14 protein-coding genes are annotated in these 13,438 nt (G+C 37.6%); all 14 read left to right on the forward strand.

Going from position 1 to position 13,438, the window contains the following annotated elements:
- Positions 1-84 precede the first annotated feature (84 nt).
- The 14 genes from CAL7507_RS25720 to CAL7507_RS25785 all read left to right on the forward strand — a co-directional run bounded on the left by CAL7507_RS25720 (position 85) and on the right by CAL7507_RS25785 (position 13,432).
- Positions 85-1,224 (forward strand): glycosyltransferase, encoded by a 1,140-nt coding sequence (locus CAL7507_RS25720; protein WP_015131416.1) that lies wholly within the window; start codon positions 85-87, stop codon positions 1,222-1,224.
- 214 nt (positions 1,225-1,438) lie between these two features.
- Complete coding sequence (locus CAL7507_RS25725) at positions 1,439-2,710, forward strand: MBOAT family protein (RefSeq protein WP_160166361.1); 1,272 nt, start codon at positions 1,439-1,441, stop codon at positions 2,708-2,710.
- A gap of 46 nt (positions 2,711-2,756) precedes the next feature.
- On the forward strand, positions 2,757-3,566 hold the full coding sequence (locus CAL7507_RS25730; RefSeq protein ID WP_201447861.1) for a bifunctional 2-polyprenyl-6-hydroxyphenol methylase/3-demethylubiquinol 3-O-methyltransferase UbiG: 810 nt from the start codon (positions 2,757-2,759) through the stop codon (positions 3,564-3,566).
- A gap of 134 nt (positions 3,567-3,700) precedes the next feature.
- Complete coding sequence (locus CAL7507_RS25735) at positions 3,701-4,690, forward strand: hypothetical protein (RefSeq protein ID WP_144051261.1); 990 nt, start codon at positions 3,701-3,703, stop codon at positions 4,688-4,690.
- Between the two features lie 19 nt (positions 4,691-4,709).
- Complete coding sequence (locus CAL7507_RS30260) at positions 4,710-5,786, forward strand: methyltransferase domain-containing protein (protein WP_015131420.1); 1,077 nt, start codon at positions 4,710-4,712, stop codon at positions 5,784-5,786.
- A gap of 107 nt (positions 5,787-5,893) precedes the next feature.
- Positions 5,894-6,760, forward strand: a complete 867-nt coding sequence (locus tag CAL7507_RS25745) for an ABC transporter permease (protein ID WP_015131421.1) — start codon at positions 5,894-5,896, stop codon at positions 6,758-6,760.
- A 2-nt stretch (positions 6,761-6,762) separates the two neighbouring features.
- The gene (locus CAL7507_RS25750; protein WP_015131422.1) at positions 6,763-8,049 is read left to right on the forward strand and encodes an ABC transporter ATP-binding protein; all 1,287 of its coding nucleotides are present in this window, start codon (positions 6,763-6,765) and stop codon (positions 8,047-8,049) included.
- Positions 8,050-8,081: 32 nt separating this feature from the next.
- The gene (locus CAL7507_RS25755; protein ID WP_015131423.1) at positions 8,082-8,816 is read left to right on the forward strand and encodes a TylF/MycF/NovP-related O-methyltransferase; all 735 of its coding nucleotides are present in this window, start codon (positions 8,082-8,084) and stop codon (positions 8,814-8,816) included.
- Between the two features lie 18 nt (positions 8,817-8,834).
- Positions 8,835-9,512 (forward strand): DapH/DapD/GlmU-related protein, encoded by a 678-nt coding sequence (locus CAL7507_RS25760; RefSeq protein ID WP_144051262.1) that lies wholly within the window; start codon positions 8,835-8,837, stop codon positions 9,510-9,512.
- 12 nt (positions 9,513-9,524) lie between these two features.
- Positions 9,525-10,508 (forward strand): SIS domain-containing protein, encoded by a 984-nt coding sequence (locus tag CAL7507_RS25765; protein WP_015131425.1) that lies wholly within the window; start codon positions 9,525-9,527, stop codon positions 10,506-10,508.
- Positions 10,505-11,251 (forward strand): 3-deoxy-manno-octulosonate cytidylyltransferase, encoded by a 747-nt coding sequence (kdsB, locus tag CAL7507_RS25770; protein WP_015131426.1) that lies wholly within the window; start codon positions 10,505-10,507, stop codon positions 11,249-11,251. The genes CAL7507_RS25765 and kdsB overlap by 4 nt, the downstream gene beginning before the upstream one ends.
- Entirely contained in the window at positions 11,248-12,087 is an 840-nt protein-coding gene (gene kdsA / locus CAL7507_RS25775; RefSeq protein ID WP_015131427.1) for a 3-deoxy-8-phosphooctulonate synthase, read from the forward strand. Before kdsB ends, kdsA begins: the two co-directional genes overlap by 4 nt.
- A complete protein-coding gene (locus CAL7507_RS25780) occupies positions 12,087-12,587 on the forward strand; it encodes an HAD family hydrolase (protein WP_015131428.1) in 501 nt (166 codons plus the stop codon). Before kdsA ends, CAL7507_RS25780 begins: the two co-directional genes overlap by 1 nt.
- On the forward strand, positions 12,563-13,432 hold the full coding sequence (locus CAL7507_RS25785; RefSeq protein ID WP_015131429.1) for a bifunctional 2-polyprenyl-6-hydroxyphenol methylase/3-demethylubiquinol 3-O-methyltransferase UbiG: 870 nt from the start codon (positions 12,563-12,565) through the stop codon (positions 13,430-13,432). Before CAL7507_RS25780 ends, CAL7507_RS25785 begins: the two co-directional genes overlap by 25 nt.
- Positions 13,433-13,438 lie beyond the last annotated feature (6 nt).

A 13,438-nucleotide genomic window follows, 5' to 3' on the forward strand; every position in this document is an offset into this window, starting at 1 on the left:
ATTAATGATATAATTCCTGATTAACTGCAAATATTTACTAAACTTTTTACACGAATGAGTATATTTAATCCTTTGAGACTTTTCATGCAAAAAAACAATCATCAAGACCAATTAGATTATGATTTTATCTTTTGTCAAGGAAAATCACCACGAAAAATTTTAATTTTTGTAGAAAATATTAATGCTACTTATTATTTGAGTTTTCATTATGTATTACAAAAACTTCATCAAAAAGATGAAGTAGATTTTTGGGTAATTTCTAGCCAAACAATAATTAATAATTATGCACAATATAATCCAAATCCCATAAATATAATTAACAAAATATTAACAGAGATAGCACCCCAAATTGTTATTTTTAGTCGATACGGTCTTCCTTATGGAAGTATATTTCAACAACAATGCCAAGAAAAAGCAATTGCCACTATCTATCATATAGATGATGACTTACTAAATATACCTTTATCTCTTGGTGAGGGAATTCAGAAACAACATGGAAATAAGGAGGTTATCCAAGAACGAGAATATTTGTTGAACAATGTAGATTTAATTTATGCTTCAACTCCTTATTTGGCCACAACTCTAGCCAAGCGTTTTCCTCAACAAAAGTTTTATTACGGTATTTATGCACCTTATTTAGAGTTTTTAATTCCCAAAAATAATGATATTGATAAAAAGCAACAAAATACAGGGTATTTGACTCTAGGCTATATGGGTTCTAAGGGTCATCAGGAAGATTTAAGAATGATTACTCCTGATCTTGTCAAAATATTAGCTAATTTCCCTCATATAAGATTTGAAACATTTGGCACAATTGCAATGCCAGAAGAACTAAAACAATTTAGTGAAAGAATTAAATCGCATAAAGTCAATGTCAATTATGAAAATTTTCTCCAAAATCTTTATACTCTGAAATGGGATATAGGATTAGCACCTCTACAAAATACTGACTTCAACAACTGCAAAGCTTCAACCAAATACATAGAGTACACTAGTAGCGATATTCCAACTATCGCTAGTAATTTAGATGTATACAACAAATTTATTCCTGGTTCAGAAATTATTCTTGCACAGCCAGATGAATGGTACAAAAAAATGAAGTTATTAATAGATGATGCAAGTTTGAGAGCATTAATCTTGCAAAATGCTAGGGTAAGATGTTCACAAGAATTTAGTCTGGAAGTATTAGAAAAACAGATATCTACCACGATAAATTTTTTCTAGAAAATCCTGTATTCTCTTCGGAGAGGAACTAATAATTTATACAAATTTACAACTGATTTATATTTAGCCACATATGCTGTTTAATTCAATAGAATTTTTCATATTACTAACAGTCACTTTATTGCTTTATTGGTCATCAAAATCAATTTTATGGAGACAAACATGTTTATTAGTCGCCAGCCTAATTTTTTATACATACTGGTTTCCACCTTATTTGATTTTGTTTTTATCTTTAGCACTATTTACATATATATTTGGTCTAAAAATTGAGCGGGGAGAAAAGCGATCGCTATTTTTTAGTGTGCTGCTGCTGGTGGGAATATTGTCTATATTTAAATATACTAATTTCTTTTTGCATCTAGTTAGTCAGAGTTTTCATACTCTGGGATGGAATTTTACCTTTTCTACTATAGATATCAGATTGCCTCTGGGCATTTCCTTTATAGTTTTTGAACTAATTTCGTATTTAGTAGACATCAAACTTAAGAAAACCCATCCTGAAAATAACTTACGCGTATTTACTTTATTCTTAGCCTTTTTTCCCCACTTAATTGCCGGACCAATTTGTCGAACTAATCAGCTTATACCTCAATTTCACCAAAAGATAGCTTTCAGTTTTCATCAATTTATTGGTGGTTTAGTTCTGATCATGTCTGGACTATTCCTAAAAGTTTGTTTTGCTGATGGGCTTGCACCTTTTGTAGATTCAGTTTTTAACTCCCAAGTAGGATTCACAGGTAAGCCTACCTTATGGGCAACCATAGGCTTTGGAGTGCAGATTTTTTGTGATTTTTGGGGTTACTCTACCATAGCAGTTGGAGCAGCCAGATTATTTGGTATTGACATCCCAATTAACTTTAATCTTCCTTACGTGTCTACCAGTTTGAGAGAGTTTTGGCGGCGTTGGCATATAACTCTCTCCACTTGGATTAGGGACTATCTTTACATTCCCTTAGGAGGATCAAGACAAGGACAATTACAAACAGCAGGGAATCTGATGATCACAATGGGACTGTGTGGACTTTGGCATGGAGCTAGTCTTAACTTTGTAGTTTGGGGATTAGCTCATGGTGTTTTTTTAGTGATAGAGAGATTTTGTTCCCATCTTTTCCAATTTATTCAGAAAACGTTATTGGGGCGAATCATCAGCTTGCTCTGGCCTCCTGTGGGATGGTTAATCACTATAAGCTTTGTTTTTATAACCTGGATTTTTTTCCGGGCTACCACATTAGAACAAGCGATCGCTATATTGGGAACATTATTCACTCCAGCTAACCTCTTCTCTGCGGAAACACCACCCCGGAGCTTTTTTATTCTTTTGCTCACCTTTGGACTCATTCACATACCACTAAGCAAACTCATGGATGCCATGCACACAGAAAAAATTAGAGCAAGTTGGCGTTTTGTGATAGCTTGGTGGTTATTCGTCTTGTCTATTGTTATGTCATCAGGAGAAAGTTTACAATTTATCTACTTTGAATTTTAAGTATAAACCCTGAATCAGGGAGATACAGATAACTATGCAATCTAAGATGATTAATCCTGAAGAAATACGCAAAGGTCTTGAGCAACTAGAGCCAAATATTCCTTGGGCACATTACTTTAATTTTGGAGACGGTATTGAGACGGTTTTGCCTGAAGAGGAAAAGTTTTATAAAAAAGCTGTCGGGCTCGGAAAACTTGGTAACCTGCTCTTAGATGTAGTGCCCCTAAACTGCCGTCGTGGCAGCATCAAGGATTTACGTCTACTTGATTTAGCTTCAGCGGAAGGCGTACATTCTATTAAAATGGCTCAATCCGGTGCAAATGTGCTAGGAATTGAGGGTCGACAACTTTATGTAGAGCGGGCGAAGTTTGCAGCTCAAGTATTAGGAGTAGAGAACGTTTCTTTTCAACAAGGAGATGTTCGTACAGTTGATCCATCAGCAGTAGGAACTTTTGAATTTGTCTTATTTTCTGGAATTCTTCATCACTTGGGTCAGGATGACTTTGAGGGAATGCTCAAAACATTAGCAAATCTGACTGAAGATACTCTGTTTATTTATACACATGTTAGTACCCCAGAATCAATAGAGCGGTTTCGCCTGACTGGCCCAGTCAAGACACAAAATGGGTATCAGGGATATGTATTTCGTGAACATAAAGATAACGCTAGCCAGGAAGAAAAATATCGTAAAGTCCGGGCTTCTCTTGATAATACTTTTTCTTTTTGGGCAACAGAAAAATCCCTGATTGATATACTAGTAGCAGTTGGTTTTAAAGTAATCTCTAAACTAATTGTGCCTCATTTATTTGGGTGGGATGAAGCATCATATCGCCCGCTATTTATTGCTCGGAGGTAAACAAGGGGATGAAATTTTTTTTTAGACATTCCTGGTTTACAGTCTGTCTGTTTGTGTTGTTGCCTTTAGTCAGTTGTGAACTTTGGGTTAATCAACATTTATTTGATTATGTATCTTACACAAATAGTCAGAATATGGACCCTCAAATTAAATATTTTGAGGCAAGAAATGACTGGCGGTTTATCGCCTTAGGTAGTTCGGAGGTCAAATGGGGAATTGAACCTTCACAGATTGCTCAAGATCTAGCTGTAAAAGGCGTCAATGTTTCGGGATTTAATCTAGGCTTCGATGGTTTTAACGAAAACTTCTATTTGTCTATTTTACCTTTTTTGCAACTCCCTAAACGTTCTTCTCAACTAGATGTTGCTTTAATTGGGGTCAACTTAGTTGAGGAGAAAAAAATACTGCCCAGCAGTTTTGATGAAGGGTTTCCTTGTAATGGAATTCTGCAAAAGGCAGTATTAAAGTCAGCATTTGCTAAAGACTATGGTTTAGATCATTTTTGTAGCTCTAGCGGTTGGCAACAGTTTTTAGTAAAACCTTGGGAAAAGTTAAGTTCAATCTTCAGATATCGTCAAGCTATGCGGTCATTACTTTTAGGTTATGACCGTCCTACAGATTTGATTGGCGTTATTAGTAATAGTTTAGGGCAATATCCGAATGGATTTCACGCTCATAAAGCAGCTAAAGATAATTCGCAAGAGGTACAGATTGACTATCAACGTTTCTTAGCAGATAAGAAAACTCATCCTCAACTATTTCAGCCGATGGAACCACAAGCCTGGCCAACTCTGCTAAAACAGGATGGTTTTTTTGATCGTTGGGCTAATTATTTTATAGATTCGCAAGTGCTACCTGTGTTTTTTGCTTTGCCAACTAATCCCTTAATGATTGATGCTAGACATCGAAGAGAAGATTATCAACGGAATAGTCAGTTAATGCAGGTTTGGGCAGAAAAAAGAAATATTGTGTTTATCGATTTAGGAATCATGGATCGATATGACAAATTAATTTACTATAGTGACCATCGTCACCTGAGTGTTAATGGAGCAGTAACTTATTCTCGTGAACTTGGAAATGCTCTAGCTGCTAACCCTAAAGTTTTAAAAGTTTTGTCTAACTAAATTTATAGTATATCTACAGATGAATCTTGTAAATATGTCAGAGCGAGGCGATCGCAATCTTATTTTATCTAGTTTAGTGCGACCCGCGAAAAGAAAAATAGACAATATCCAATATCGTGGTTTTGATATTTCTCCATCAGACACACCACAAATTTTGATTAAAAATGTTTTTAATTGGTATCCATTTTGCGAACGTACAGAAGTTACAGGCTGGCTAGTATCAACTTTAGATAAAAAAGCTGAAGGGAATTACTTAGAAGTAGAACTTCAAGATCATCATGGCTCTATGATTGCTGCTAAAAAGGTTTATCTTAGTTCTAAGCCTAGTCCTGTCACCTTTCCGTCATCTTTAACTAATTGTTTGACTAGTGATCAGTATAGTTTAGTTTTACGACTTCCTAATTCTGCAGTAGGTCGTGTTTTTTTTATTGTTTATAAGGTTTTAGAGCGCTCTGATATTCTATCACTTTGCCAAGGACGTGGTGTAGAAATAGGTCCTGGAACGAATCCCCAAGTACTTCCAAGTACAAAGATAGATATCACTTATATAGAACAATCTTCTCCAGAACAATGGAATACTCTTTACAATGATACAGGCAAATATCCTGTTAACCCTAAACTCTGGTCACGCTATCAAATTGGTGAAGCTCATTCTCTACCCGTACCTGACGGAAGCCTAGATTTCATTTTTTCTAGCCATGTTTTTGAGCATTTAGCTAATCCTCTTGGACATCTGCAATATTGGCATAGCAAACTGAAAGCAGGAGGATTAATCTTGGCTGTTGTTCCTGATGTTGCTGGGTGTAAAGACTATGTTTATCGTCCTTGCCCTTTGAATAATATTTTACAAGAATATCAACAGGGAATAATGGAGCCCAATTTTGAACACTATAATCGATGGGCAAAATATCGCGCTCCTGGTCAAGACCCCAAACTATTTTACGAAGCAAAACGTTCCATTCATGTGCATTTTTACACCAATCGCAATATGGCAGAATTGCTGTCATACGCAGTAGAGCATTTAGGCTATTCTTGGTTTAATATCCGACACACACCTAATCATAAGGATTTCTATTTTGTCTTAGCTAAAGCCTAAATGGTAAATATCAATTTTGATTACCTGATTTAGGATGAGTTCGATTTCAAACTAAAGTTTCAATATCAGAATAAGCTACTAATGAGGTTTGAGAAGATATAGTGGGGATGAGTTTTGAAAAAGAAAATAGAGAAAAACAAGTAGTAGTATACACTCCTGATAGCAGGATTCTCCATCCTCTACAGCTATTTAAAGAAATGTACCGCGACTTATGGGCTTCCCGCGAGTTAGCGTGGCGCTTGCTAGTTAGGGATATTAAAGCACAGTACAGGCGGTCTTTTTTGGGAATTTTTTGGGCTATCATACCTCCTGCACTCACCGCAGCAGGATTAACTTTTGCTAATCATACAGGAATGGTGAATGTAGGAAAAACTGATATACCTTATCCTGCTTTCGTCATGCTAGGCACGATTTTGTGGCAAACATTTTTAGATGCTCTTAATAGTCCACAAACAGCAATCGACACTTCACGTCCGCTACTGGCTCAAGTTAAATTTCCCCATGAGGCAATTATTCTCACTCAATTGGGTCAAGTACTATTTAACTTGTTAGTCAAGCTAATTTTGCTAGTTGCTTTATTTGTGATATTCAAAGTTTCCGTGAGTTGGACAATAATTTTTGCGCCTTTAGCATTTATTATTTTAATTTTATTAGGCATATCTATAGGACTATGGCTAGTTCCTGTAATAAATTTAGTGCAGGACGTATCAAGATCTATGGAAGTCATCACCTTAGCTTGGTTCTTTCTCACTCCAATTGCTTATCCTATTCCTAGTAGCGGCACCCTCTCCATTTTAGTAAAACTAAATCCTGTCACGTCCTTACTAGTAACAGCGCAAGAGTTGATTACCACAGGAGATTTATCACAATTTCCCTTATTTTTAATTATGAGCGCTATAACTTTAGTAGGATTAATTCTGGGGTGGATAGTCTACCGTCTTTCCATACCTTTTCTAATTGAGAGGATCAGTTAAGCATGACTAGGCAAATAGATGACATAATCTCAGTCCCATCTCAAGCTGAAGATGATGATGTGATTCTTTCTGTGAATAATGTTTCCAAAAAGTTTTGTCGGAGTCTCAAGCAATCTTATCTTTATGGTCTCAAAGATATTGCTGCCGAATTGCTTGGCAAGCCACGATATAGTCACAAATTAAGAAAAGGTGAGTTTTGGGCGCTTGATAATGTCAGTATAGACGTTAAACGGGGTGAATCTATAGGTTTAATTGGTGTCAATGGTAGTGGTAAAACAACTTTATTAAGAATCATCAGTGGATTGATTAAGCCAGACACTGGTAGTGTCAAAATCCGAGGCAGGATAGCTGCTCTCATTGCTTTAGGTGCTGGATTTAATCCTGTACTTAGTGGTAGAGAAAACGTCTTTATCAACATGTCTATCCTGGGACTTTCAAAAAAGGAAATTGAAGAGAGCTTTCAAGAAGTAATTGACTTTGCCGAAATATGGGATGCTATTGATGCTCCTGTGAGAACTTATAGTTCTGGCATGAAAGCTAGGTTGGGTTTTGCTTGTGCCATTTATACTAAACCAAAAATTCTTTTAATTGATGAGGTTCTAGCAGTAGGTGATGCTAGATTCCGAACTAAATGCTATCGCAAGTTAAATGAACTAAGAGAAAAAGGAACATCATTTGTTTTAGTTTCTCATAGCTCAAACGCAATATTAAATATATGTAACACTACCCTTTATCTAGCAAAAGGTAGAGCAGTAATACAGGGGACAACCGAGTTAGTTATGAGTAAGTATGAGGAGGACTTACTCATGATTGATTCTGCTTCATCTAAAGGAGAATTGGCAAATCGAATCGAAAATGCTGACAATTCAGAAGAACTGCATATTATTTCGGTTTTGTTCAAAGACGAACAAGGTCAAAATCTCGAATCACTCGTTAGCGGTAAACCAATAACTTTATGTATAAGATGCACATCTTGTACAATGGTAGAGAAGGCTATTGTAGGTATTATTATCAGGGAAATTAATGGAGAAGAAGATTGTGTTTTAAGCATCAATAGTGAAACTGATAAACAATACTTAGTTATACTTCCTGGGGAAAATGAAATTAAAATGATGATGCCATATTGTGGATTAAAACCAGGTTTATATACTATGAAAATTAATATTAGTAGGCGTCCATTTTATGTATACGATATGGTGGAGTCCTTTAGATTTGAAGTGAGGAGAACTAAAAACATGAATTTATGTAAATTCTATCAACCTCGTAGTTGGGAAATTGAGCAATTATAATTATATAAATAATATCATTAATCTTTTCAAAGATGTCTCAGAAAATTAATTCAAGCAGTCCTTTTCCCCATGATTTACCTTATGAAGAGATATATGCAGAAAGAATACCTTTGTTGTACATATTTAGAAATGCCGTGGCTAGCCTTAACAGCAATCAAGGTAAAGGAAACCCTTTAGCTGTAAGTTTGCGGAATTTTGCATCATTAATATTTTCCAGTGATGATTATTTAGCTGCAGAATGCGGCGTATATATGGGACATAGTTTGATTGCCTGTGCTGAAATAGCTAGACAATATCGATTACCCATACATATGTACGGCTTGGATACATTTACTGGATTGCCAGATCTTTCGGAAGTTGATAAACTTTACGCATCGCCGAACGTGTTACAAAAAGCTGATTTGCTGTTTGCCGACACATCTATTGAAGATGTGCAAGCTAGAATTGATGCTAAAAATTTAACAAAATATGTAACGTTAATACCAGGTTTATTCAGTGAAACTTTGATTAATCTGCCAGATAAAAAGTATTTTTTTGTAAATATAGATTGTGATCTTTATGAACCCCACATTGAATGTTTAGAATTCTTTTATCCGAAAATGGAACAGGGAGGAATTATGTTTTTTGATGATTACCATTCCGTAGAGTACTCTATGGCATCTAAAGCAATAGATAAATTCATGTCAAAGCGTCCAGAAAAATTATTTCACCTGCATTTTGGACGTGAACGCACCAACTATAAAAAAGCTTTTATTGTGAAGTATTAAATACTAAATTTAAGTACCTTGAAATATTTACCTAAGTTTAAATTAATCTATTTGGGTAAATTTATGCTGTTATGTATAGCTAGCATTGATCACTGGCTAGATAATGTTACAGTGAAATTTCGCCAAGCATATTTCCCAATTAAGTACCGACTTGGTAGTTGTGGCACTAACACTGTATTTGGCAAAGGAATATCTATTGAAGGGATTGGAAATAATATCTATCTAGGAAACAATGTACGTATAGGTGATAATGTAAAAATTATATGTACAAATGAAAGTTCCAAAATATACATAGGTGATAATTCAATTATTTATTTTGGATCTTGCATAGACACGGGTCCAGGAGGATCAATTAACCTTGGTGCAAATAACACAATTAATCCATATTGTGTGATATACGGTCATGGAGGATTGACTACTGGTAGATACGTAAGAATCGCATCTCACACCGTAATAATTCCAGCTAACCATATATATAAAGATCCTCATAAACTGATTGCAAAACAGGGTCTTAGTAAAAAGGGAATCAAGATAGAAGATAATGTTTGGATTGGTACTGGTAGCCGAATTTTAGATGGTGTGAATATCGGTCATGGTAGTGTAATAGGTGCTGGTGCTGTCGTAACTAAACCTGTACCACCTATGGCGGTAGTTACTGGTGTACCGGCAAAAATTATCAAAATGCGTAGCGAGTAAATAGAGTTAGATGTGAATGATAAAAACTACTATTTTAAGGTGATTGAACTGCTGAAAGTAGAAGCAGAGGCGATCGCCAAAGCGACAACTCGTCTAGAAGCAGAGCAAGTTCAGGGGGCAATTAAACTTTTATATACTTGTCAGGGCAAAGTTGTCGTCGTGGGAATTGGTAAGTCTGGCATTGTAGCTCGTAAAATAGCTGCAACTCTTACTAGTACAGGAACATCTGCTATTTATCTCCACCCTGCAGATGCTCTACATGGAGATTTGGGGATAGTTACTTCAGGAGATGTAGCTATTGCTCTCAGTAATAGTGGTGAGACTGAGGAACTAATTTCTATATTCCCCTATTTAAACCATCGTCAAGTACCGATTATTGCTATTCTAGGCAACATAAATTCAACTCTGGCGCGGAATGCGGATGTCGTCCTTGATGCTTCCGTAGACAAAGAAGCTTGTCCGCTTAACCTTGCACCGACAACTAGCACTACAGTAGCTTTGGCAATTGGGGATGCGATCGCTATGACGTTAATGCAAGTCAAAGGACTGACACCAGAAGACTTCGCGCTGAATCACCCCGCTGGCAGATTAGGAAAACGCCTGACTTTGAGAGTCGTTGATATTATGCATGGTGGTGACGAAAATCCCACAATTGCACCGACAGCCACATGGTTGGAAGTAATTACCGCGATCAGCCAGGGTGGATTGGGTGCTGTCAATGTTGTCGATCATTCCGGTTGCTTACTGGGAATTATTACTGATGGAGACTTGCGAAGAACTTTCCAAAAAATTGACCCAACCAAGTTGGAAAGTATCGCCAGTCATGTAATTATGACCAAGAATCCCATTACTGTTTCCCCGGACTGTTTAGCTTATGATGCTTTGCAGACGATGGAAAACCGTCCTTCACAAATTTCTGTAATGCCGGTAGTCGATGCACAGGGGATTTGTTTAGGGTTGATTAGGCTGCATGATATTGTGAGGAGTGGTGTGTGATTAATATCTTGGCTGTGATTCCAGCACGCTATGATTCCCAACGCTTTCCCGGTAAACCTCTAGTCATGATTGGCGATCGCCCGATGGTGCAGTGGGTTTACGAAGCGGCTAAACAGTGTCTCTCCTTCAGCCAAGTAGTTGTAGCTACTGATAGTCAATTGGTTGTCGAATGTGTCCAAAAATTTGGCGGACTAGTAGAAATGACTAGTAGCACCCATCTCTCAGGTACAGATCGCGTCGCCGAAGTCGCTACACGCTACCCCGAAGCCATAGCAGTTGCTAATGTCCAGGGAGATCAACCATTTGTCAAACCAGAAATGCTGACACAGCTGGTAGCGCCTTATTTGAACACAGAAACAAAACTACCAGATATGACAACCTTAGCCTGTCCTTTGGATTACCAAACAGGTTATACCGATGCAAATGTTGTCAAAGTGCTATGCGATCGCCACAACCGCGCTATATACTTTTCTCGTTCTCCTATTCCCTATTTCCGCAATTCCGTTCCAGCACCAGTATTTCATCATCTTGGTTTATATGCCTTTAGGCGTGATTTTCTGGCAGAATATGCCAAGCTGACACCAACTCCCTTAGAGGAGTGTGAAGCGTTGGAACAACTGCGGGTTCTGGAACATGGATATGCAATTCAAGTCTGTCATACACAAGTGCCTACTCTAGAAATCAACACGCCTGAAGACCTTAAACAAGCCCAATCCCTGATTGCTCAAGGCGTTATCCCATGATTAAAACTCAAATTACAGAAAATCTATTTATTGGCGAGGGTTCGCCGCTAACTTTGATTGGTGGCCCTTGCGTCATCGAGTCGGAAGACTTTACCTTGAAGATGGCGGATAAAATTCGTCAAGTTTGCGATCGCCTCGGTATCGCTTTTATCTTTAAGGCCTCTTTTGATAAAGCCAACCGCACCTCCATCAATTCCTTCCGGGGTCAAGACCTAGAAACAGGGTTAAAAATTCTCCAAAGAGTTAAACAGGAAATTGGTGTCCCCGTCTTAACAGATATTCATGAAAGTCAACAAGCTGCGATCGTCGCGGAAGTCGTTGATGTGCTGCAAATTCCGGCTTTCCTCTGTCGCCAAACAGACCTGCTGATCGCCGCCGCCGCCACAGGACGCACGGTCAATGTCAAAAAAGGTCAATTTCTGGCACCTTGGGATATGAAATCTGTGGTGAGGAAACTAGAGTCAGCTGGAGCGCAAAACATTTTATTAACGGAACGGGGTAGCAGTTTTGGGTACAATACCCTGGTTGTTGATTTTCGCTCTCTACCACAAATGCGGCAACTAGGCTATCCTGTGGTATTTGATGCTACTCACAGCGTACAAATGCCTGGGGGACAGGGTGATAAATCCGGCGGACAGCGGGAGTTTGTCCCCTATCTGGCTAGAGCCGCAGCCGCTATTGGGATTGACGCACTGTTTATGGAAATTCACGAAAATCCCGATGCAGCGCTTAGTGATGGGCCGAATATGGTGCCTCTGTCCCAGCTAGAAGCGGTTTTGAAACCAGTTTTACATATCCACAACAGTTTGGCAGTGGCTACACCCGTTTATTTGTGATGAACAAAATCTCTGAATCTGAGTGGCGATCGCGCTTATCCCAAGTGAAACTATTGGCCTTAGATGTCGATGGCGTGCTGACAGATGGCGGTCTTTACTACACCGATAATGGCGAAGAATTAAAAAAATTTAACGTTAAAGACGGTTTAGGACTGAAATTGTTGATGCAAGCAGGAATAGACGTGGCAATTATCACCGCCAGCACATCAAGCTCAGTCCTACATCGTGCTAAAAAATTAGGAATTAACTATACCTTTATCGGTGTAGAGCATAAATTATCAGTACTAGAAAATCTCTGCCACAAGTTAAATATTACCCTAGAACAAGTGGCTTATATGGGCGACGATCTTAATGATCTACCCATACTCCAAGCAGTTGGTTGTCCCTTGACTGTAGCTGATGCCATGTCTGCAAATAAATCATCTGCCATATACATTACAGAGCTAGCTGGTGGACAAGGAGCAGTGAGAGAAATATGCGATTATTTGTTAAAAAATTAGCTCAATGGTTTAAATTACCCTACTCATTCACGAAAAATAGAATATTTCTGACACAGAATGAATTGCCGTTCAGTGGGTACGATGAACACAGAAATAAAATTAAATTTGTAGACTCTTTAAGTGATGATAACTTAAAGGAATTAAACAAAATCTTAAAATGGAATTGTTTCGTAATAGATAATAATGGCAGGAGATTTGGTAACCTAGCTCGGCGTGGCAAACGGCACACACCACAAATCATTCCTGACAGAAGAATATTGTTAATGAATGAATACTTTAACTTAGCAGACAAGCACGTTTTGGAAATTGGTTGTTTTGAAGGTATTCATACAATTGGTCTAGCACAATATGCCAAGCAGGTTACAGCATTCGATTCTCGGATGGAAAACGTTGTGAAAACTATTGTTCGCTGTTCTTTATTTGGAGTGAATCCTCCTGTTTTTAAATTAAATATAGAAGAAAATATAGACCAGTATAGCAATTTACTATCAGCTGATGTTATGCACCACGTAGGTGTTCTTTACCACTTAAAAAACCCAGTTCAACATTTACTTGATTTAAAAAAATATATTCGCCTTGGCTTAATGTTGGATACTCATTACTCTCTCGATCAAGACGCTAAAGATACATATGAAGTTAATGGCAAAACATATACTTATAAAAAATGCCGAGAACAAGGATATGCCGATGTCTTCTCAGGTATGTATGAATCATCAAAATGGTTGAGATTAGATGATATAGTCTCAATTTTACAGGAAGTAGGCTTTGGACAAGTAGATATAGTAGAACACAGAAATGAGCGTAATGGTCCCCGTGTTCTATTACTGGCTAAAAAGCATCAATAAAAAGGT

Source organism: Calothrix sp. PCC 7507 (assembly GCF_000316575.1).
Taxonomy (GTDB): domain Bacteria; phylum Cyanobacteriota; class Cyanobacteriia; order Cyanobacteriales; family Nostocaceae; genus Fortiea.